This window comes from Sphingobacterium rhinopitheci, assembly GCF_022627575.1.
Taxonomy (GTDB): domain Bacteria; phylum Bacteroidota; class Bacteroidia; order Sphingobacteriales; family Sphingobacteriaceae; genus Sphingobacterium; species Sphingobacterium rhinopitheci.
Genome location: NZ_JADEYQ010000002.1, coordinates 78,362 through 100,487, shown reverse-complemented (window position 1 = coordinate 100,487; position 22,126 = coordinate 78,362). Strand labels below are relative to the sequence as shown.

General features: G+C 34.8%; 23 protein-coding genes. 7 read left to right on the top strand and 16 right to left on the bottom strand.

The annotated features are described in order from the left end of the window. The first annotated feature begins 44 nt into the window (after nucleotides 1-44). The gene (locus IP023_RS03280) at nucleotides 45-593 is read left to right on the top strand and encodes an RNA polymerase sigma factor (protein WP_241788824.1); all 549 of its coding nucleotides are present in this window, start codon (nucleotides 45-47) and stop codon (nucleotides 591-593) included. After that, nucleotides 583-1,233, top strand: coding sequence for a hypothetical protein (locus IP023_RS03275; RefSeq protein WP_241788823.1), 651 nt, complete (start codon nucleotides 583-585; stop codon nucleotides 1,231-1,233). The genes IP023_RS03280 and IP023_RS03275 overlap by 11 nt, the downstream gene beginning before the upstream one ends. A 196-nt stretch (nucleotides 1,234-1,429) precedes the next feature. On the opposite strand, the gene IP023_RS03270 is transcribed toward IP023_RS03275, so the two are convergent. The 7 genes from IP023_RS03270 to IP023_RS03240 all read right to left on the bottom strand — a co-directional run bounded on the left by IP023_RS03270 (nucleotide 1,430) and on the right by IP023_RS03240 (nucleotide 8,091). Next, entirely contained in the window at nucleotides 1,430-1,993 is a 564-nt protein-coding gene (locus tag IP023_RS03270) for a nitroreductase family protein (RefSeq protein WP_241788822.1), read from the bottom strand. A gap of 32 nt (nucleotides 1,994-2,025) precedes the next feature. Next, nucleotides 2,026-3,288, bottom strand: a complete 1,263-nt coding sequence (gene pepT, locus IP023_RS03265; protein WP_241788821.1) for a peptidase T — start codon at nucleotides 3,286-3,288, stop codon at nucleotides 2,026-2,028. Nucleotides 3,289-3,659: 371 nt separating this feature from the next. Beyond that, nucleotides 3,660-4,493 carry an endonuclease/exonuclease/phosphatase family protein gene (locus IP023_RS03260; RefSeq protein ID WP_241788820.1) on the bottom strand — a complete coding sequence of 278 codons (834 nt, stop codon included), beginning with the start codon at nucleotides 4,491-4,493 and terminating at the stop codon, nucleotides 3,660-3,662. Then, a complete protein-coding gene (locus IP023_RS03255; protein WP_241788819.1) occupies nucleotides 4,490-5,215 on the bottom strand; it encodes a glycerophosphodiester phosphodiesterase family protein in 726 nt (241 codons plus the stop codon). The genes IP023_RS03260 and IP023_RS03255 overlap by 4 nt, the downstream gene beginning before the upstream one ends. Nucleotides 5,216-5,259: 44 nt before the next feature. Continuing rightward, entirely contained in the window at nucleotides 5,260-6,090 is an 831-nt protein-coding gene (locus IP023_RS03250) for a phosphodiester glycosidase family protein (RefSeq protein WP_241788818.1), read from the bottom strand. A 128-nt stretch (nucleotides 6,091-6,218) separates the two neighbouring features. After that, nucleotides 6,219-6,863 carry an HD domain-containing protein gene (locus IP023_RS03245; protein WP_241788817.1) on the bottom strand — a complete coding sequence of 215 codons (645 nt, stop codon included), beginning with the start codon at nucleotides 6,861-6,863 and terminating at the stop codon, nucleotides 6,219-6,221. A gap of 67 nt (nucleotides 6,864-6,930) precedes the next feature. Further along, the gene (locus IP023_RS03240) at nucleotides 6,931-8,091 is read right to left on the bottom strand and encodes a THUMP domain-containing class I SAM-dependent RNA methyltransferase (RefSeq protein WP_241788816.1); all 1,161 of its coding nucleotides are present in this window, start codon (nucleotides 8,089-8,091) and stop codon (nucleotides 6,931-6,933) included. A gap of 66 nt (nucleotides 8,092-8,157) precedes the next feature. Between IP023_RS03240 and IP023_RS03235 the strand changes: the two genes are divergently transcribed. Next, nucleotides 8,158-8,532 (top strand): DUF3127 domain-containing protein, encoded by a 375-nt coding sequence (locus tag IP023_RS03235; RefSeq protein WP_241788815.1) that lies wholly within the window; start codon nucleotides 8,158-8,160, stop codon nucleotides 8,530-8,532. Nucleotides 8,533-8,590: 58 nt separating this feature from the next. Here IP023_RS03235 and IP023_RS03230 read toward each other — a convergent pair whose 3' ends face one another. Next, on the bottom strand, nucleotides 8,591-9,604 hold the full coding sequence (locus tag IP023_RS03230; RefSeq protein ID WP_241788814.1) for an acyltransferase: 1,014 nt from the start codon (nucleotides 9,602-9,604) through the stop codon (nucleotides 8,591-8,593). A gap of 104 nt (nucleotides 9,605-9,708) precedes the next feature. Between IP023_RS03230 and IP023_RS03225 the strand changes: the two genes are divergently transcribed. Together IP023_RS03225 and IP023_RS03220 are read left to right on the top strand one after the other, a co-directional pair. Beyond that, the gene (locus IP023_RS03225; RefSeq protein ID WP_241788813.1) at nucleotides 9,709-10,485 is read left to right on the top strand and encodes a hypothetical protein; all 777 of its coding nucleotides are present in this window, start codon (nucleotides 9,709-9,711) and stop codon (nucleotides 10,483-10,485) included. Nucleotides 10,486-10,495: 10 nt separating this feature from the next. Continuing rightward, the gene (locus tag IP023_RS03220) at nucleotides 10,496-11,599 is read left to right on the top strand and encodes a toxic anion resistance protein (RefSeq protein WP_241788812.1); all 1,104 of its coding nucleotides are present in this window, start codon (nucleotides 10,496-10,498) and stop codon (nucleotides 11,597-11,599) included. A 218-nt stretch (nucleotides 11,600-11,817) separates the two neighbouring features. Here the strand turns inward: IP023_RS03220 and IP023_RS03215 are convergent, their stop codons facing one another. Then, the gene (locus IP023_RS03215; RefSeq protein WP_241788811.1) at nucleotides 11,818-12,252 is read right to left on the bottom strand and encodes a fumarate hydratase; all 435 of its coding nucleotides are present in this window, start codon (nucleotides 12,250-12,252) and stop codon (nucleotides 11,818-11,820) included. 103 nt (nucleotides 12,253-12,355) lie between these two features. After that, nucleotides 12,356-13,753 (bottom strand): class II fumarate hydratase, encoded by a 1,398-nt coding sequence (fumC, locus tag IP023_RS03210; protein WP_241788810.1) that lies wholly within the window; start codon nucleotides 13,751-13,753, stop codon nucleotides 12,356-12,358. Between the two features lie 176 nt (nucleotides 13,754-13,929). Between fumC and IP023_RS03205 the strand changes: the two genes are divergently transcribed. After that, nucleotides 13,930-14,421: a hypothetical protein gene (locus IP023_RS03205; protein WP_241788809.1), complete on the top strand. Its 492-nt coding sequence runs from the start codon at nucleotides 13,930-13,932 to the stop codon at nucleotides 14,419-14,421. Between the two features lie 2 nt (nucleotides 14,422-14,423). On the opposite strand, the gene IP023_RS03200 is transcribed toward IP023_RS03205, so the two are convergent. Then, nucleotides 14,424-14,993 carry a hypothetical protein gene (locus IP023_RS03200; protein ID WP_241788808.1) on the bottom strand — a complete coding sequence of 190 codons (570 nt, stop codon included), beginning with the start codon at nucleotides 14,991-14,993 and terminating at the stop codon, nucleotides 14,424-14,426. A gap of 139 nt (nucleotides 14,994-15,132) precedes the next feature. Here IP023_RS03200 and IP023_RS03195 point away from each other — a divergent pair, with 139 nt between their 5' ends. Beyond that, a complete protein-coding gene (locus IP023_RS03195) occupies nucleotides 15,133-16,743 on the top strand; it encodes a S41 family peptidase (RefSeq protein WP_241788807.1) in 1,611 nt (536 codons plus the stop codon). A gap of 1 nt (nucleotide 16,744) precedes the next feature. Here the strand turns inward: IP023_RS03195 and IP023_RS03190 are convergent, their stop codons facing one another. From IP023_RS03190 to IP023_RS03170, 5 genes are all read right to left on the bottom strand, one after another. After that, the gene (locus tag IP023_RS03190) at nucleotides 16,745-17,860 is read right to left on the bottom strand and encodes an endonuclease/exonuclease/phosphatase family protein (protein ID WP_241788806.1); all 1,116 of its coding nucleotides are present in this window, start codon (nucleotides 17,858-17,860) and stop codon (nucleotides 16,745-16,747) included. Nucleotides 17,861-17,862: 2 nt separating this feature from the next. Next, nucleotides 17,863-18,717 (bottom strand): rhomboid family intramembrane serine protease, encoded by an 855-nt coding sequence (locus IP023_RS03185; RefSeq protein WP_241788805.1) that lies wholly within the window; start codon nucleotides 18,715-18,717, stop codon nucleotides 17,863-17,865. Between the two features lie 12 nt (nucleotides 18,718-18,729). Next, nucleotides 18,730-19,443 (bottom strand): rhomboid family intramembrane serine protease, encoded by a 714-nt coding sequence (locus IP023_RS03180; RefSeq protein ID WP_241788804.1) that lies wholly within the window; start codon nucleotides 19,441-19,443, stop codon nucleotides 18,730-18,732. 13 nt (nucleotides 19,444-19,456) lie between these two features. After that, nucleotides 19,457-21,337 (bottom strand): DNA mismatch repair endonuclease MutL, encoded by a 1,881-nt coding sequence (gene mutL, locus IP023_RS03175; protein WP_241788803.1) that lies wholly within the window; start codon nucleotides 21,335-21,337, stop codon nucleotides 19,457-19,459. Nucleotides 21,338-21,449: 112 nt separating this feature from the next. Beyond that, nucleotides 21,450-21,920, bottom strand: a complete 471-nt coding sequence (locus IP023_RS03170) for an Lrp/AsnC ligand binding domain-containing protein (protein WP_241788802.1) — start codon at nucleotides 21,918-21,920, stop codon at nucleotides 21,450-21,452. Nucleotides 21,921-22,126: the final 206 nt, after the last annotated feature.

The window sequence follows — 22,126 nt, the reverse complement described above, 5'->3', positions numbered from 1 at the left end:
GAATTGCGACAACTAATGCATCATATAATTGAAATATTCCGTTTATGAGTGAAAAGGAGTTATTACTTCAGTATAAGGTCTCTGGAAATTTAGAATCTTTGGGAAAGGTATATGCTCCTTACATGTCTTTATTGTATGGTGTTTGTTATAAATATCTACAAGACGTAGACCGAAGTAATGATGCGGTAATGCAAATTTTTGAAGAACTGATTGTCAAGTTACGGATTCATGAGGTTGATAATTTCAAAAGTTGGCTGTATGTCTATGCTAAGAATTATTGCCTGATGCAACTTCGTAAAGACAAAAAACAGCAGTATGTAGATCTTGATCACTTTATGTATGAAAGTGAACAGAAATTAAATGATATAAATGATTCACGTTGGCAAGAGCAGCATTTTCATAAATTGGAACTGTGCATGCAAACCTTGAATAAAGAGCAAGAGGTTTGTGTTCGATTGTTCTATTTGAACCAACAGTGTTATAAGGATATTTCAGAAGAAACTGGTTTGGATTTGAATAAGGTAAAAAGTGCCATTCAAAATGGTAAGCGTAACCTTAGGATCTGTATGGAAAGTAAGAAAAATGGAGAATAATTATCAATTATCACGTATTCATAACTATGTCAATGGCTTGATGTCTAAGGAGGATATGTATACCTTGGAACGTGAAGCTTTGGAAGATCCTTTTTTACAAGATGCTATTGATGGGTATAGAATGCAAAATGGGGTTGATGCCAAGCAATTAAGTTTATTGCAACAGCGATTGGCAACACGTGTCGAGCAACATTCTTCTAGCCAGCACAAACGCTTTTACAATTGGCAGCGATTGGCGATTGGTATGGCCGCAGGAGTGATGTTTATTACGGTTTGTACTTTATTGCTAATAAGATATATTCCCAATCATAATAAGACAGATTTGAAAGAAGTTTTGATTACTGATGCACTATACGAATACGATGTAATGCCATTAACGGATCAGAATGATGTATTCCCTGTCGGAGGATGGGAAAAGTTTTATGAAGTATTAAATACTAAATATGCTAATCATCAAAATTATAAAGGAACATTGGATATTCGTTTTGACGTAGATGCTTCAAAAAAAGCGAATAATATCATTATTTCTGGTGCTGATTTTGATAATGATAAAGAGCTCGTTGATCTGATAAGGAATAGCATTACCTGGAATGGTCAAAAAGCTCATTTTAGTGTAAAAATATATCAAATAAGTTTATAATGTTATTGAGAACATCCTTTTTTGGTATTTTTTCTTTACAAGAAATACCGACTTGTAGGTATTTTTAAATGGTTGAATCCTATGTAATATTGCATCAACATATACCATTTGAAAAATATTCTCTCTTCTTGGGGGAGTTAAAAATAAAAGGCCTGCAATTCTGTAGGCCTTTTATTGTTGTTGTTAAAATGCGGAATTATTCTTCCCAACGGATTTTATCCTCTATAGGAGAGCGTGCTGGCTCGCGAGGTTCAGCATTGTGATGTCCTAAATAGAATAAACCGATACATTTTTGGTTTTCTTCGAGATTTAAGAATCCTCCTAAGTGATGGATTAAACCTGGAGTTGCCCAGTAACCACCAATGTTAATAGAATGAGCGGCTAACCATAAGTTTTGAACTGCACAAGATGTCGCTGCAAGTTCTTCCCATTCTGGAAGATCTCCGGTGTAGTTAACAACGATAGCAATAGCTACATTTGATGTAGTTGCTTTCTTAGCCATATTTATTTCTGTGGCTTCACTATATTTCTCAGAAGGTGTAATATTCTTATAAATACGTCCTAACTCAGCACCCAATCTTTCTAATCCTTCATTACGAAAAATTACAAATCGCCATGGTTGTGTACGTTTGTGTGTAGGAGCAGCATTTGCTGCATTTAAAATCGTTAAGATATCTTCTTTAGTTATATCTTGATCCGTAAAACTGTTTTGATTAACCGTTCTACGGTAGTGGATTGCATTTAAAATGTCGTTTGCCATTTAATTTATTTTAGGATTAAAGGTACTAAATATTAAGCTTTTTCTTCCCATAGTGTAGCAATATGAAGAATTGTCTTTACCGCTTTCTCCATATCTTGTTTACTAACCCATTCCATCTTACCATGGAATGCATGTCCTCCCGCAAAAACATTAGGACATGGAAGACCCATGAAAGATAGTCTAGAACCATCTGTACCACCACGGATACTGCGTTGTTCTGCTTTCATACCTGCACGTTCGATTGCTTCCAGTCCAATAGCCATTATTTGTGGGTATTGGTCTAGTATTTCTTTCATATTGCGGTATTGTTCTTTTGTCTCAAAAGTATAGGTAACATTTGGATATTGTGTAACAACAGCTTTGACAAGTTCTTCCAATTCATGCTCATGCTTTGCTAAATTTGCTGTAGCGTGATCACGGATAATAAAATCTATTGTTGCTTTTTCTACAGATCCTGCTATTCCGGTAGGGTGTACAAAACCTTCTTTGCCTGATGTACTTTCTGGGGAAAGTCTTTCGGTAGGAAGTGAATCCACTATTTTAGCTGCAATTTTGATTGCACTTTGCATTTTGTTTTTAGCAAAGCCTGGATGCACAGATACACCATGAATCGTTACTTTTGCTGCATCTGCAGAAAAGGTTTCATCTTCAATAGTTCCTGCTTTTTCGCCATCCATAGTATAAGCAAACTGAGCACCTAATTTCTCTAAATTTACAAAATCAACCCCTCTGCCTATTTCTTCATCTGGTGTAAATAAAATCTTGATATCACCATGCTTGATCGCAGGATTACTCATAAGTATACGTGCGGCATCCATTATTTCTGCTACACCAGCTTTATCATCAGCCCCCAATAGCGTAGTTCCTGATGCAGTGATGATATCATTTCCTATTTGATCGGCTAGGTCTCTATGTTCATTGTATTTGATGATAATCGAATTGTCATCTGGTAAAATGATATCTTGACCTTGGTAGTTGCTATGTACAATAGGTTTTACATTTGTTCCTGAGCAGTCTGGTGAGGTGTCAACATGTGAGCAAAAACAGATAACAGGGACTTTTTTATCACTATTAGAAGGAATAGTAGCATATACGTACCCATTTTCATCCAATTGTGCATCTTCAATACCCAATTCCAATAGCTCTTCAAGCAATAGCCTACTTAGATTTAATTGTTTGTCCGTTGATGGAAATGTTACAGAATTTACATCTGACTGTGTATCAATTTGTACATAACGCATAAAGCGATCTGCAACTTGAAAATTATCTATATTATTTATTGTTGATTTATCCATTTGTTAACAAATTGTTCTTCACACAAATTTAAAAAAGAATATTCGGAGGAAAGTATCTTTTTTGTAAAGAATAAGAGAAGTTGATACTTTGTGCACTATAGCTGTAGATCGTGATCTATTGATATTATAGCTAATTTTTAACGCTTCGTTAGCTAATAATAGGGATAATCTAGGTATTACCTTTTGGGGGAGATAAGCGTTTATATTTACGATTACTTTGTTTCTTGTTAAAGGCAATGCCTCGTATTCTGTCATTAAATGGGCCAATATATTGTCAATATATTGGCCCACTCTCTTCGCTCTGTTAGATAATATCTTTTCGTTGAAGATATAGATAATATGCTCTATTTATATAATTGAATAAACATCGCTTACCACAATAATTCTGCAAATACAGGGAAATGATCCGAAGGAAATTTTCCCATGTAGGTATCCGTTAGGATTCCAAATTTCCGAACTTTAAATGGCTTTGTAACAAAGATATGGTCTATTAATCCAGATTCTTTAATTGTTTTTCCCCATCCATTGAATGTTGAATTGGGTTCATATTTAAATGCTGTTAAATTATAAACATCTTGTACTACTCCACTATTTGCTAAAGTTAGATAAGCTTCATCTTGTTGATTAACATTAAAATCTCCCGTCAATATCAAAGGTAAATCTTTAGCAAATTCCTTTGCTTTTTGAAGAATCAATTTAGCACTTTCTTTGCGTGCAACTACGCCGATATGATCAAAATGTGTATTCATGAAGATAAATTTCTTACCATTTTTACGGTCTTTAAATATTCCCCATGTACAGATACGTGGCAATGCGGCATCCCATCCTTTATTTGGTGTCGTAATATCAGTTTCAGAAAGCCAAAAAGTGCCGCTATTAAGCACGGTATATCTATTTTTATTGTAAAATATAGCCGAATACTCTCCTTTTTGTTTGCCATCATCTCGGCCAACTCCGATATATGAAAAATCTGGAAGGTTTGCTTGCATATCATTTAATTGTTCAATAAAGCCCTCTTGAATTCCGAAAATATCAAATTCATGAAATTTAATAAGGTTGGTAACGGCATTTTTTCGATCGTCCCACATGTTGCCGATATCGCTATTATTTTTTTGACGTATGTTAAACGTCGCAACATTAAATTGTTGAGCTACTATGTTTAAGCTATATAAAAGCGCAAGCAGTGATAATGTTAGATATCTCATTTTGTTAATATTTGTTTTAATAATTCAGGTTCATCTGTGGTTATAAAGTCTACTTTTTCATTGATAAAGTATTCCATTGATTCTTTATCATTTACAGTCCAGACATTGATCTCCATTTTCTTTGATTTAGCCTCTTTTATATATGAAGGGTTGTTTTTAAAGACCTTAAAATTGAAATCAATACCATAAATACCATTGTTAAATAATTCTTGAGGCGTCTTGTCACTTCCTAGATATTGAATTTTTACTTTTTTATCTAATTTTCTTAAATGAAGGCAGGCATCATAACTGAAGGCAATAAATACAGTTTGATTAAGTGCTTTTAAATCTCTCACTAGGTTGTATGAAAGTTCTGCCGCTTTCAGCGTTCTTTCTAAACCTAACTTACTAGATTTTATTTCATAAACCATTTTAGTCTTTTTCTGCTTGATTCCTACGCGCATATATTCCTCAGCAGTGGGAAGCTTTTCACCGTTGCTGAGTTTCTGTTGACTCAATGTTTTGTAATCTGTTGTAGCGACATCAACACCATTAAAGTCATTGTCATGATTAACTATTAAGACATCATCTTTGGTCAAGCAGACATCAAATTCTGATCCCCAGTATTTACCTTTAATTGCTTCTTCAAGTGCTGCGATGGAATTTTGGGGTACTTCAGTGTTTTTCCAAGCACCTCGATGGGCTACAATTTGAGTTTTTTGTGCATACGATAATGTAATCATAGACAAAATAAATAGTGTACTTAAAATTTTTTTCATTGTTTAGGTTATTTTAAATAGATGATATTTGAAACTGTTCTTTCGCCAAGATGGTCAAATTGCTTATTGTCTGAGGGATAATTAACAATACCATGTGCAGGTTGGTCTTTTATGTACATAGCAGTACTACCGCCACCATCCAAATTCATGGCTGTGCTGCAGCCATACCAACGGAATATATCGGCTAGTTCGTGGAGGCTAAGTCCTTCAGCATTGGCATTACGTCCATCCGCTGTCAAAAGGATTAGTTTATGGTTTTTTAGGGCTACCGCAGTACGTGGATGACGATTATTATTAAAAGCGTCTTTACCCAATTGTATATTTTTGCCATCTTCTAATAAGTAGGGGCCTGCTAATAATACATTTTTGAATGGAATGACAGCAATAGAATCGGGGCTAATGCGCAAATTATGCTCATCAAATGCTAAATACGCATTTGCTCTAGCTGATTTGGTACGGGTATAATTGATAACTTTATTATTCACCTTAATATAATCAACAGCACCACCATTTTTCATATCAAAGAAACCACCATTTATGGCAACTAAAGCATGAAGGCTATCAGCGAGTGTAGATGTCTTTCTTCTACTATTGGGTAGTCCTTCTAGACCTAATTTTTGGAGGTTTTTTTTATTTAGCTCAATTTCTATGATATTGATTATCTGGTTACTATTAAATAGTCCTTTAAAATGTCCCTTTTTCCAAGTAACTCCTTCTCGAAGGGTCGATTCTTCCCAGCGGTGATTGACAATATGTAATGAATCCTTGTTTTGTGCTTTGCTATCTAGTTGTAGGAAGGCTAAGACAAGGATAATTAAGCTTAAATAGGTAGTTTTCATATTGATATCTAATTTAAGTATCTAATATGAAATTAGAGTTAATTTATTTTAATATTAATGGTTTATCATAGAATTGTTGCATTAGTGCGCCTCTACTTTTTGTAGTAATACAAGAAAGCGATAATTAATTATCGCTCGCCATTCCATTCGCCATAAAATTGGGCTAAGAAGTCTTCCATGTATTGATGCCTTTGGGCTGCTATTTCTTTGGCTGTAGGCGTATTCATTTTATCTTTTAGTAACAGCAATTTCTCATAGAAATGATTGATAGTGGGAGCTGTTGTATTTTTATATGCTTCCTTGCTTTGGTTTTCTAATACTGGAATTGTAGGGTTGTATATCTCTCGGTTTTTGAAGCCTCCATAATTGAATGCTCGCGCAATACCTATGGCGCCAATAGCATCTAAGCGGTCTGCATCTTGGACGATAGCTAACTCTTTAGAATGGAATTTTACTTCGCCTAAAGATGCTTTATAGGACATATTCAAGATGATGTTTTGAACATGCTCAATCGTAAGTGGATCTACACCTATACGCGACAAAAATTCACCTGCTATACGTGGACCGATAGTCTCATCTCCTCCATTAAATTTGCTATCCGCAATATCGTGTAGCAATGCGGTCAATTCGCAAACTAATCTATCTGCAGATTCTGTCTCTAAAATCAGTTTGGTATTATTCCAAACACGTAATATATGCCACCAATCGTGTCCTGATTCTGCTCCTTCTAGCATTTCTTGGACAAATGCAGCTGTTTTTTCTATGTGTGTCATATGTGTAAATGCAAAAAGCTAATATAGATATCTATATTAGCTTTTTGTGTTAAATGGTATTATATTTCTAACTTTTTTTACCGTCGTATAATTCGTATTGTAACAAACGACAATCTAATTTACCGTTGAAAAATTCAAATCTACGCGATGCTTGTAGCCCTATTTTTTTTGCTAAATCCGGATTTCCCGTAAATACATAGCCTCTATAACCTTTACATTTTTGTTTCATAAAATCACCCATACGTTTATAGGTAACTTCTAGTTTGCTATGAGTACCTAGACGTTCCCCATATTCAGGGTTAAACATGATCACACCATGTTCTTCGGGTATTGTTGTGTCCTCAAAATCACAAACCTCAAAATCTATCAAATGCTCAACACCTGCTGTTCTTGCATTCATCTTAGCGATTTCTATTGCTTCTTCTGAAATATCTGAAGCTACGATTTTTGGAATGTTATGCTTGTCAGCGATGTCTTTTATATATCTTCTATCCTCAAAGAATACTTCTTCATCATAACCGATGAAGTGCATGAATGCATAATTCATACGTTGTAATCCTGGCATACGTTTCTGTGCGATCAATGCTGCCTCAATAGCTAGCGTTCCCGAACCACACATCGGATTTATAAATGGAGATTTACCATCCCATTTTGTAGCCATGATCGTAGATGTAGCTAAGGCCTCCAGCATGGGTGCTTTACCAGGGTGCTTACGGTAGCCGTGTTTTGCTAACGTTTCGCCCGAAGTATCTAAGAAAATCTCCGCACGATCTTCCATCCAGTGTAGGTGTACTGCCGTTTTATGTAAGTCTGGACCGGAGTCTGGACGAACCCCTTTTACTTCTTTGATACGGTCTACGATAGCATCTTTAACTTTTACATTGGCAAACAATGGCGTCAAGATATGTTCGTTATGTACCGTAGAAGTTACCGTGAAATAACCATCAAAAGGAATTACTTTTTCCCATTCTATTTTCACTAATTGTTCGTATAACTCTTTTGGGTCTGCTGCTCTGAATGCACCTACTTCATATAATACTTGACTTGCAGTACGCAAATTTAGATTAAGCTTGATACACTCATTTACTGTCGCATACAATTCCACTCCCGTGTTGAATGCACGTTTTATTTCAAAGCCTAAGGCTACAACTTCTTCCTGAAGATATGGTGACAAGCGTCTATTGCAGGTCACGATTACTTTACTTGCTGTGTTGAAAACTTCCTTCATATTTATGCAAAGTTAACTATTCTAGAACGCAAAAAATATGTATTTTTACGGTTTAATATTTTTAATATGGAATTAAGAGGAAAAGTACACGAAATAGGTGCCACACAAAATGTTACAGATACATTCAAAAAAAGAGATTTGATCGTAGCTTACGCTGAAAATCCGCAGTTTGTTGAATATATTCGTTTTGAAGCAACCCAAGATAGAGTAAACATTTTTGATAATTTGTCAATCGGTGAAGAGATCGAAATATCTTTCAATCTTCGTGGCCGTCCTTGGACAAATAAAGAAGGTGTAACGACTTACTTCAATTCTATAGTAGCTTGGAGAGTGACTAAATTGGCGAATACTGCTGCTGCAGCACCAACTCCTGGCTTTGCAGATATGCCTGCACCAGTAGATATCTCATCAGCAGGAGCTGACGATGATTTACCTTTCTAATCTAGCATAGTATTTTACAATATAATCAAAGACCTTCCCAAAACGAAGGTCTTTTTTATTATCCACTGATGTATTTCCCGCCAGGGATAAGACGAATAATATAGGCTATAATCATAGAAGCTGCTATAGAAAGGACTGTGGCGACAGGTATCACATATACCGTATCCATGTATTTGGATATCCATGGATGGATATAGTTTAATGGGAGGATATGAATCAAGTAGATACTGAAGCTATATTGATCAATTAATGTAACCCATTTTGGCATTGTATGTTTGTCTGCACATGTGATTTTTAAGGCCAAGAATAAAAAGGCTGTAGCCAATGCGGTATTAAAAAAATTATAATTGTAGTAGATAGGATCTAATTTGTGAATCTTAGCACTAAGATACCAGGTGATATAACCTGTAAATAGAATGACAAGGAAATAGGCTATATATGGAATACTTCGTGGTAAAGAGATTGTTTTTTTGCTTAAATAATACCCTAATACCAGATAACCAACATAGCCAGAGAAGAATGTTAAATCTATCTTGGGAACGTAGTCATAGAATATTTTGTAATTTACAAACATAGATAAGAACCAGAGTACTAAGAATATTTCTATTTCTCGCATACTTGCTAGTAGGATTATTTTTTTTAGAAATGGTATCGTAAAATATAATCCTACAATCATATATACGTACCATAAATGTGCATTAGCGCCATGTAAGACTTTATCTCGAGCGATATTCAACACTTGTGATATGGGTAGTGCTGTGAAATTTGTATACCTGTAGAAGTAATATATCAGATAGATCAGCGTCCAAAAGGCAAAAGGATATAGAATTTTTGGAAATCTCTTTTTGTAAAAAATCAATGTATTTTCTTCTTTCGATAGTAACAAAGCACCAGAAAGCGCGACAAATAATGGAACGGCACATCGTGTGGCGGCATTGATCCAATTGGCGTAATTCCAATTGAAGGAGTAGCTATCAAAGTGATTTAAGAAGCCTGTAGAAGCATGTATTAAAACTACAAAAATGGTGGCTATAACACGCAAATAGCTTATATAAATATTTTTTTCTACCATATTGTAAAAATATGTTTTCTACGCTTAACTTGTGGATTAGTGTAAAAATATATTAGAGTTGGTTTTATTTTTGATAATTTAGGAGTAAATTAATAATATGAAAAATGGGTTGGGTAACTAAAAATAGTAGACGGTGGGAATTAAGTCAATTGAAATGGACTTTTGCATCTATTTTGTTAGTGCCGTTTCCTATACATCCATTTGTGATGATGGCACAAGCTTCCAAAAGTAAGGTGCGTTCTTGGTTTGCTTTATCATGGTTACTATTGGCCGTGCAAGTAGCCTTATTTTATTCTCTTTTTATTTTTGTCGGGACTGTATCACAGGGATTATTTTTTACGCTTATTGGCTTCTTTGGCTCCTATATTGTTGGTAATGGCTTATTGTTGAGTCAATCAAAACCTTATTTGAGACGATTGGAACAAGGCGAGGTAAGGGAACTAACATGGATTTCTACTTTAGAAGACCAACGTCGATTAGCATTAGCACAAGTAGAAATGGAAACGCCACAATCTTTTGTGAATAAATTACTTTATTATAAAAAGGAAATTGACAACAAAAGTATCCAATACAATTTGGATAAGATAATTCGTCTTTTCCATTTGGTCGAACAACGCGATATTATGGAAGCCGAAAAATTCTTAGTACGACATGGTACTGTTGTCAATCTTGCTAGAGAATATTATGATTTACAAAGCACTAAATTAAATAATAAAATCACTGCTGAATCTAAAGAAAAACTTGCTAATGTACTATCAAGAGCAACAGAAGCAATAGAATTGGATGTGACTACCTTAATAAAAAATCGTTTGTTAGATGTGTCCGCCGAATCGGATGTCTACCTTCAAACGTTGAAAAATAAAAATTTATTAAAAGATTAAACGATAAAATATGTCTACAATAGATCTTACGACGACAGAAGGAAGTGAAAAGGACAAGAGTCAAGAGATTCAAGTGAATTTTACACCTGAAGAAAAAGCTTTAATACAACAATATAAAGATAATATCAACTTGACGTCTACAACAGATATTATTCAATATGGTGTGGCTAGTCAAACCAAAGTGAGCAATTTTTCTAATGAGATTTTGAAGCAAGTCCGTACTAAAGATATGGGAGGAGCCGAAGAGATTTTATTAAATCTACGTTCTGATATACGTTCTTTTGATGAAAATATTAACAAAAAGCCTCTTATTCCTTTCTTTGATACATTAAAGAAAAAAGTACAGCGATTGCGTACGGAGTATGCTTCTGTAGAAAAGAATATCCATCAGATAGAGTTAAAGCTTGAGGGTCATTATAAAACGTTGCTAAAGGATGTGACTATTTTTGATAAGCTATTCGTAGAGAATCAAAATTATTTTAAAGAATTGTCTCTTCACATTGCGGCAGGGGAGGAAAAATTGCAAGAGGTTCTTACAGTTACATTGCCCCAAATGCGTAAGGAAGCGGAAGAATCTGGTGATCAACACAAGATTCAAACCTACAAGGATATGGAGCAACATGTCGTGCGTTTTGAGCGTAAGATTCACGACTTAAAGCTTACACGAATGGTTGTACTGCAAACGGCGCCTCAGATCCGTATGATCCAAAGTAATAGCAGCTCTTTGATGGAGAAAATCCAATCTAGTATTGTCAATACCTTGCCACTATGGAAAAATCAAATGGTATTAACATTGGGTATCGCGAATGCACAACGCGCATTGGAAGCACAAAAGGCAGTAACGGATGCCACTAATGAATTGTTACGTAGAAATTCAGAAATGCTAAAAGAGTCAACAATCAATGTAGCACGTGAAACCGAGCGCGGAATTGTTGATATTGAGACAATAAAAAAAGCAAATGTCGATATTATTCAGACCATCGAGCAGGTATTGCAAATCCAACGGGATGGTAGAGAAAAACGTAAAGTAGTAGAGCAAGAGCTGTTACAAACTGAAAATGAATTGAAACAGAATCTTTTGAAGTCATCTGCTGATTCAAAATTGATAAATTAATAAAAGAACCGCGTTAGCGGTTTTTTTAGTTTTACGGCTAAATCTTATTTATCGTGGTATTTTCTTTGGGAATATAAGTACGAAATAGTCTTAGATTAAAAGTACTTGTAGTATATACATACTATATTTAATAGTAGTGACTAAAGTTCCATTCAACTATTATTTTGGATACTTTTTTAAGCATAAAAAAAGTCACAATTTTGATTGTGACTAGTATGCTACATTTCCCAACGTTTCTTGGGAACACACGTAATATCTTTTACTTTGCGTAGTATGATAGGTTTCGAGTCTGATTGACTTTCCAAGACCACTGAATCTGCAGAATGGTATTTTAGTTTGAAACGCGGCAAATATTGACCACTTTTATAACAGCCTGAAATTTTTTGCTTTTGATTTTCTTTCGTATAAAGACCTTCTACAATGATCGAATCTCCACGTTGAACATATACACCTTGTGCGTATTCTTTCCAATTGCCATTCTTAAAACAACTATCTGGCATTGTTTTGGTTTTTGCATGCATATCCATTACGGTATACACCGAGTCACATCTAAAGGTGAATTGATGTAAAGTATAGTTTAGCATTTGATCTTGATAAGGAATGCTATCTTGAACCCATACGCCTTGAAGAAATGGCACCCCTTCTGTTTGCATTTCCGAATGCCTTTGGCAGCTCGATAAAGCTATAAGCATACCTATTAGTGAAAATAGGTATGCTTTATAGTATTTTGATATATTTAATAGTTGTCTCAAACTCTTATTTTAAACTTCCAACCATTTCTTCAGGTTTTACCCATTCATCGAATTCTTCCGCTGTTACATATCCTAATGCTATAGCAGTTTCTTTCAACGTAGAATTGTTTTTATGTGCTGTTTGTGCTATTTCAGCCGCTTTGTAATAACCAATTTTTGTGTTTAATGCAGTTACCAACATTAATGAATTGTCTACTAATTCTTTGATGCGTGCATAGTTAGGTTCGATACCAATAGCACAGTGCTCCTCAAAAGAAATACATGCATCACCAATCAAACGTGCTGATTGTAAGAAGTTAGCAGCCATCAATGGTTTGAATACATTCAATTCGTAATGACCTTGTGTACCACCGATAGTGATAGCAACATCATTACCCATTACTTGAGCAGCTACCATTGTTAACGCTTCACATTGTGTAGGATTAACTTTACCTGGCATGATTGAAGATCCTGGCTCATTCTCCGGGATGATGATTTCACCAATACCCGAACGAGGACCTGAAGCTAGCATACGGATGTCATTAGCTATTTTGTTTAACGAAACCGCTAATTGTTTCAAAGCGCCATGTGACTCAACAATAGCATCGTGAGCAGCTAATGCTTCGAATTTATTTGGGGCAGTAACAAAAGGATGACCTGTGAATTCAGCAATATATTTAGCAACAGTAACATCGTAGTTTGTTGGAGTATTTAAACCTGTGCCTACAGCAGTACCACCTAAAGCTACTTCTGACAAGTGGGCTAATGTGTTTTTTATTGCTTTGATACCATAGTTTAATTGTGCTACATAACCTGATAATTCTTGACCTAATGTCAATGGAGTAGCATCCATTAAGTGTGTACGACCGATTTTTACTACATTCATAAATTCTTGAGATTTACGTTGCAATGTATCGCGTAATTTTTCAACACCAGGAATAGTTACTTCAACGACAGCTTTGAAAGCAGCGATATGCATACCCGTTGGGTAGGTATCATTTGATGATTGGGATTTATTGACATCATCATTAGCTTTTAATACGGGCTCACCTTCACCAATTTTGCCACCTGCTAATACTTGCGCACGGTTAGCAATTACTTCGTTTACGTTCATGTTTGATTGCGTACCCGAACCCGTTTGCCAGATTACTAAAGGAAATTGGTCGTCCAATTTACCCGCTAATATCTCGTCACATACAGTAGCGATAGCATCACGTTTCTCTACGGGTAATACGCCTAACTCGTGATTAGCATAAGCCGCAGCTTTTTTCAAATAGGCAAAACCTTCGATGATTTCTTTTGGCATTGAACCAGAAGGGCCAATTTTGAAGTTGTTACGTGAACGTTCTGTTTGTGCACCCCAGTATTTGTCTGCTGGTACCTGAACTTCACCCATTGTATCTTTTTCTATTCTGAATGACATAAATATTTATTGAAAAATAAAAAAATCTAAATAATCAAGTGTTCCACTACTTGATCTCCTATACAAAGTTACTGAATAATAAATAGAATAGGAACTTAGATTAAGAAGCATTATACAACTTTATTGTTAAAAGTTTGTTATATTTATTAATACTTGATAACCTAAATTTTTCTACTATGAGAGTCCTATTTAATCTTTTTAATCTTGGAATAGGCTTGCTTATTGCAAGTCTGAATTATTCTTGTTTTCAGGATCCATCAACAACAAAAGAGGTAGTGACTGATTCTCTATTACAGACAACTAATGATGTAGATTCTTTAGAAGTTCCGCTGTGGGAGTATGATGCTAATAATGACAGCATGATAAAAAATCATATCCCTAGCCAGCTAACTACGGAAATCGTACTGAATGATTTTAATAACCGTTACGAAGGTACTATTCATCTAGATCTTTTGAGAATAGGCCAAGACACTATTTTCTTGACTATAAAAGACGCTAATTATTTGACCCATCATATGGGTACTACAGGCGCCTTCGCTTTTATGGCAGAGTTGGTGTATTCGTTAACAGAAGTTTCTTCTATCGAAGTAGTAAACCTTGAATTTGAAGAAGGAGATCACGCTTCACCAGGTGCTTATAGGCGGGCTGATTTTGATAATTACTTATAATATTATAAGGCTAATCTTTTTTGGATATATTCATTTACATGATGATATAACTGTTTAGGCTTTAGCGTACGCCATGGAATCTCATTGAGCAAACCTCCAAAGTTAATATAGTAATCTATGTTCTGTTGCTGAAATTCTTCGATTACATGTTCTCTAAAATGAAGACCAGCGATCCATCCATCTTCTACTTCTTGAAACCATTCCTCGTAATAGGAATCGTCCGAAGTGTGAAAGTTTAGAACATTTTCGCCAATAAGGATAAAATGATTTATTCCTTCATCGATCATTACATCTAATACTTCTCGTTTCAAGGCCATGATATCATTGTAGATAGCATCATTCCATTCGCCAATAAATTCTATAATCCCATAACCTAAATCATAATCCGCATATAGGACTTTTATATATAGCGTTTGAGAGCCAAAGTCATCCCATTGAGGGTGTAATAAATAGTTATATACTTGTTTATCGAACTCGAATTCATTATATTGAGTTCCGTAGAATGGCGATCTTTCATCTTCCGATGAAATGTAGTCATGTCTCCAATTGTAAAAAGGTTCAATAGCGTGCATTATCAGTAATTTTTTAAAAATTAGCAATTATTTATTGATTATTTAAACATATTAAACCTTATTTTGTTGTTAGTTAATATTTGTATTTCATTATTAAGAAGTTAAAATTACTGCTTACTTTTGTGTAGTAATTAAATCCATGGAAAAAGGAACAGTAAGAAATATTTTTGTTGCTGCAACTTATGCGGCTACACTTCTTTTGGGGTTGATTTTGGGTCAAAATTATGTTGATCAACAAGGTAGTAGCCCCGGCAATTCTTTAATCCCTATTGGATTATCTGATAATTCTTATAAAGTCCAACAAGTACTCGATTTACTCGTTAATAACTATGTAGATAGCCTAAATCTTGATTCACTCGAAAATGGGGCTATCAATCATATCGTATCACATTTGGATCCCTATTCAAGTTATTTATTGCCTAATGCTTCAAAATCTCAATCTGAAGCCTTGGATGGTACTTTTGAAGGAATCGGTTTAGAGTACTATAATTTGAATGATACTTTAATGGTTGTGGGGCTTATGCGAAATGGACCTGCTGAAAAAGTAGGCATTAAAGTAGGAGATAAAATATTGAAAATTGATACTACGGTGGTGTCAGGAAGAAATACACCCCTACAAACAGTAGAAAAATTGATTCGTGGTAAAAAAGGATCAACTGTAGATTTGTTTGTTGTGCGGAATACAGATAATATAATTAAAACATTCAAACTCAGAAGAGACCAGGTGAGTGTTAGTGCTATTGACGTAGCATATATTTTGCAACCTACTGTCGGCTATATAAAAATTAGACGTTTTGGCCTGAAGACAGCTGAAGATTTTAAGCAATCTCTTATAGAGCTGAAAAAGCAGGGTGCTACAAATTTGATCTTAGATTTGAGAGATAATGCAGGTGGATATTTTCATATTGCTATTCGCTTAGCAAATGAATTTTTTAGCGACAAAAAGCTCTTAGTTTTTACCAAAGGGGCGCATGAAGATAAGCGAGAATACTTCTCTGAAGGCAATGGTGATTATGCAAGTGGTAAATTGGTGGTTCTAATTAATGGAAGGACAGCGTCTGCATCTGAAGTTGTAGCCGGTGCTGTACAAGATTGGGATCGAGCATCGATTGTGGGACGCAGATCGTATGGTAAAGGAATCGTACAGGAGCAATTTGATTTTCTCGATGGCTCAAGGATAAACCTTAGTATTGCGCAGTATTATACACCCTTGGGAAGAAGTATACAGCGCGCATATAAAGCCAATTGGTCCAACATGATAGATTATGCTTCTATGTATCGTGGATTGTGGGTTTTGGATACAGCTTTTGTACAAGGACAATTATTTAAAACCTTAGAAGGGCGTGAATTATATAGTGGTGGTGGTATTACGCCAGACTACATAGTGCCGATTGATTCTAATGCATTAAGTATGCTTTATCAAGAGATTGTAGGATCTAATTATTTAGAAGAATTTGTTTATGAACGATTCACTAAAAAATCACCGGCATATAGTGTAGAGAATTTTATCCAAGGTTATCATTTACCTATACAAGAATACAACGATTTTATATCTTATCTAAATACACGAGGTATTGCAGTTTCTGCGAAAAAGAAAAATGATCTTTTGGGGTTAATTCAATCTGATATCGAAGCTATCGTTGCTCGCTATTACTTCGGTAGAGAAGCTTTTTTTAAAGTTAAAAATAGAACTGATCCATTCATAGAAAAAGCAATTGATGTTTTGAAACCGATGAATATAGCTTCTTAAATTAATAGGTTAAATCTGCCCAAATAGGGTAGTGGTCTGATAATCGCTCATTGATAATACCATAATTATCTATTTTGATCTCTTTGGTACAAAAAATATAATCAATTTGGAATATCGGAAGTAATCCAAAATGGGTAACGCCCCAGCCGAATCCTTTTTCTAAAAAAGCATTGTTCATGCCTGCAGAAATTAAATTTACGCTATAAGACATGGGCGTATCATTAAAGTCGCCCATAATTATATATGGATAAGGGCACTCGTCAATATGTGTTCGTAATGATTTCGCTTGATCACTTCTATTCGAGAAAGCACGTTTTAGTTTACGACCTACGCGTTTTGTTTTTTTTTCATCACTAGATTGTAGATTTGTTGTGCTTTTCTGGACAAATTCTTTGTCCTCTTCTTGTAATGCAAATGAACGAAGATGGACATTATATACCCTTATGGTATCTCCTTCACGTTTTATATCAGCATAAATAATTCTATTGAGACCATAGCTATTATGATGGATCGTCCCATAATTGATGATAGGATCTTTTGAAAAAATAGCTTGGCCATAGCCTTCATAGTCATTTTTTGTGCTAGGCTCGAAATAATAGTCCTCAAAATCACCTGCATTTTTCAGCGTTTTTGTAAATTGTTTGGTTCCTTTGATGCGGCTATAAAATTCTTGAAAGCAAATGATATCTGGTGTTAATGCTTTTACTAATTCTAGTGTCTCTTCTCTGAAATTGTCTTTGTCATTATTGTACTTTTTAAACATATGTACATTAAAACTCATAACGCGTAGGTTTGCGTTTGATTTAACAACGATCTTCTCTTTATTATTTTTGAAATTGATATGTTTACTCATCAAGTTCCATCCAGATAGAATGGTGATTAAACTAATTAAGGCATATTTTCTTTTACGTAAAAACCAATAAATGATAAAACCGATATTGATAAGTAAGATTGGAAGATAGGCTAAACCAAAGAATGCTATTGGCCAAAATTTTTGCGGATCAATAATTGAAGCCGAATAACTCAATAGCAAGGCTAATGCTGCAAATATATTAGCGGTGAAAATTGCTTTACTGAAATAGCCTAATTTAGCCTTTAGAATGGTTCTTCTTTGCATTATCAGTTTTTCTTACTTGCTTTAAAAAGTATTTCTTTTTCGTGTTTTGTTAAGTTTTCATACCCTTTTTCAGAGATCTTATCTAGTATTTGATCTATCAATTCTTGATCAGGCTGTTCATTTTTTGGGATATTATAATTTTTGTTCGATCCGTATACAACCTTTAAATGCCTTTTTTTGTTTTTCTTAAATATCGTAGTCCAATCCTTTCCATTGTGCATTGATCTAATAAATAATAGACCATAGCATGTCGCTATGGCAAAAGATAAAGCTGTGGCATATTGATTTTTGCTAATAAATAATATTATTTCTATACCTAGGTATACAAAAGCAATCGTCTTTAGGCTGACATTACCAAATATCATTAATCTTAATTCTGCCTTTGGGGACAATATTAGAAGGCTTCCTAATAATGCAGCAATACCGAAAGAAATAGAAGTCCACTCTATACTGTTGATGCCAAAGAAAGGAATGCTGTTCAGCAAGAGAAAAGATATGGCCCCGACTAATATACCACCAAAAAATGCAACTAAAAAATACTTTGGCTGGAGTAAATTTAGAAACATATTACCTATCCAATATAGCCACAAACAGTCAAAAAGTAAGGGAAAGAAATCTGTATAAATAAATGGATGACTGACAATGGACCATGGTTGACTAATCAAACTACTAAATAAAGGAGGGAGGCTTAAGCTAGTTAATAGCTGTAAATCTGAAATAAAAGTACCTTCGGTCTGAACTAATCTCAAAAAATTAGTTATTATAAATAGTAAGACTGTTATCGCGATGATAATAGTAATAGCCGAAGACGATTTATACGTTTTTTGAACGAATGTGTTGAAGGTACTATTTTTCATATAGTATTAAATTTAATAATAACCTTTCTTAATTCCCCATGCTTTTATTAATAAATAACCAAATAATGCTCCTCCTACGTGTGCCAAATGCGCAATTGAAGAACCATTGTTATTAAAGCCTAAGTAAATTTCGATCAAGATATAACCACCTACAAAATATTTTGCTTTGATAGGCACAGGGATAAACATAAAATACAAGGGCATATTTGGAAAAAAATAAGCAAACGCTAATAACAAACCAAAAATAGCTCCGGAGGCACCGACCATAGGGATTCTATAAATAGTCCCTAATGTCTGCAATTGGTCGCCTGTAAGCTGAAGATTGCTTTGTATTGTATTCTCTACAAGATTGATAGCGATCAAATCGCGCGCAAATGGTGTTCCTGCAATCTGATATACTTCAAAGGCTTGTACCCCATATTGTAGGACTAATGCTCCTAGGGCGCAGATCAAATAATAATTTAAAAATCGTTTAGAACCAAACATACGTTCGATAATAGGTCCGAACATCACCAAAGCAAACATATTGAAGAAAATATGACCTATATCTGCATGCATAAACATATAGGTAATAGGTTGCCAAATATGAAAAAACTCAGAGTCTGGGTAATAAACACCTAACCAATCGTTAGCAGGTTTGACCAATGATGATCCTATAAAACATATTACACAAATTATAAGTATGTTTTTTACGACCGGTGAAAGATTGTTTAATAAATTATTCATCTATAATTCGCGTTTAAATTTTACCAAATTTATCCATTAATTCTTGTAAAGTAATAGTAATAATTGTCGGTTTACCATATATAGAAATGTTAGGGCTTTCGCAAGCAAACAACCTGTCAATAAGGTCTGACATAGAATCATTATCTAATGGTGTACCCGTTTTTATAGCACTACTTTTTGCTAAACTACGGGCGAGATTGTCTCTTTTATCTAATTTTAGCTCTGCTTTATTATTCTTGAAATCTTCCAGCAGTTGCTCGACTACTTTAGTCTCATTTACATTATTACCTAGATCTGCAGGAATACCTTCGATGACGTAGGTAGTCTTTCCAAATGGACGTAGTTGAAATCCTAATGATCGTAATTCAGGCAATAAATCATTCATTAGCTCAAAGTCCGCTGACGATAGCTCTATGGTGCTAGGGAATAAACTTTGTTGACTGCTTCCTTTATTGTCATCCAAATGTGCTTTATATTGCTCAAAAAGGATGCGTTCATGTGCTGCTTGCTGATCTATAAGCATTAATCCTGAGTGTATTTGCGATACAATATATTGATTATGTATCTGAAAGAATAGCTTTCTTGATTCAGCAACAGTTGCTTTTATATCATCGTCTGCTTCGATTTCTTCTACAGGTAACAAAGGCAACTGTACAGCTTCTTCTTGCTCCGCGATCTGGTATAGGCTGTCCCAATTTTCGGGAATACCTATCTTACGATCGATCCCTCTAGCATAGCTGTCGCCACTTTTGTATTTATTTATGGAGTTTCCTTCACCATCGACTTCAAAAGGGTTGAAGTTGGGATTGAAAGTAATGGTAGGAAATTGAATTTCTTCTAACGGTTTGGAAGAGATCATATCACTAAAACTAGTCTCTTGGTCGAAATCTAGTGAAGGCGTGATATTGTATCTTCCTAATGAACGTTTTACGGCAGAGCGCAATATCGCATATATAGATTTGTCATCTTCGTATTTGATTTCCGTTTTTGTAGGATGTACGTTGATATCTATCTTTGCAGGGTCTATATCGATAAATAGTACATACAACGGAAATGTCTCCCCCGCAAGAATCTCCTCATAGGCATTCATCACCGCATGATTGAGGTAATGATCTCTGATGAACCTTTTGTTGACAAAGAAAAATTGCTCCCCACGTGTCTTTTTGGCATATTCCGGCTTCCCCACAAAACCTTGAATATTGATGATGGTGGTTTCTTCCTCTACAGGGACTAATTTTTGATTGTAGTTATTACCAAAAAGATGAACAATACGCTGTTTTAATGATCCTGCAGATAAATGAAACAATTCGTTGTTGTCACTATGCATGCTCAAAAATATATTGGGATATGCTAAAGCAATGCGTTGAAATTCTTCGATGATATGGCGCATCTCCACAGAGTTACTTTTCAAAAAGTTTCTGCGTGCAGGAATATTGTAAAATAAGTTTTTTACAGATATGCTTGTGCCATTCGCTAGAGCTTCAGGAAATTGATTGATAACTTTCGACCCTTCGATTTGTACAACTGTGCCCAATTCATCTTCTACACGTTTGGTCTTCAGTTCTACTTGTGCAATTGCCGCAATGGAAGCCATCGCTTCACCTCGAAAGCCCATTGTGCGAATCGCAAATAGATCCTCAGCTTTACGAATCTTGCTCGTAGCGTGTCTTTCAAAACAGATCCTTGCATCCGTGACACTCATGCCACAGCCATTGTCAATAACCTGAATTAATGTTTTACCAGCGTCTTTTAAAATTAATTTAATTCTATCAGCACCAGCATCTATAGCATTCTCGATTAGTTCTTTAACAGCTGACGCAGGTCTTTGAACGACTTCACCCGCGGCGATCTGATTTGCAACTGAATCTGGAAGTAATTGAATAATATCCGACATACGACGCAAAGTTACAAAAAAAACCCTGCTTAGGGGGTGTAAAATGATGGTCTTTTGCGCTATAGTTTAATAAAAAAGGCGATTTTTTAAATCGCCTTTTTTATATGCTTTTTTAAAGTGTAATCTGTCTTTTGATACTCTCTTCTAGAGAGATAATAGTTTCGGTACGTTGAATACCTTTTAATCCTTGGATATCTTCATTCAGCACCTTTCTTAAATGTGCTGTATCTTTACAAATTATTTTGGCGAACATACTATATGACCCTGTGCAATAGTGTAATTCAACGACTTCTTTCACCTGTCTCAATTGCTCTACTGCATCTACATATTGAGAGCCTTTTTCTAAATAAATCCCTAAAAATGCAGTGATATCAAAGCCTACCTTTTGAGGGTTTATGATTAAATTAGATCCATGAATGATGCCCAATTCTTCCATTTTTTTCATGCGTACATGGATCGTACCTCCAGAAACAATAAGTTTCTTTGCTATTTCGGTATAAGGAATAGAAGCATCTTCCATTAATATGGATAGAATCTGGATATCTAAGTTGTCTAAGTCGTAGTTCGAATAGTTTTTTTCCATAAAATTTGAACAATTATATGTTGTATTCTTTTTTATACATAATAATCTCTAAAGCTATTCTTTAGCGTTCAATACGTAGATTAAGCGGTATAATAGTAGAGAGAATCTTTATTAAATCCTTGTTTTAAAGATCGATAATAGCCTATTAAATTTAAAGCTGGTCCATATAGTGTAGTTGTGACCTTAAAAGAGATTCAAAACTTCAA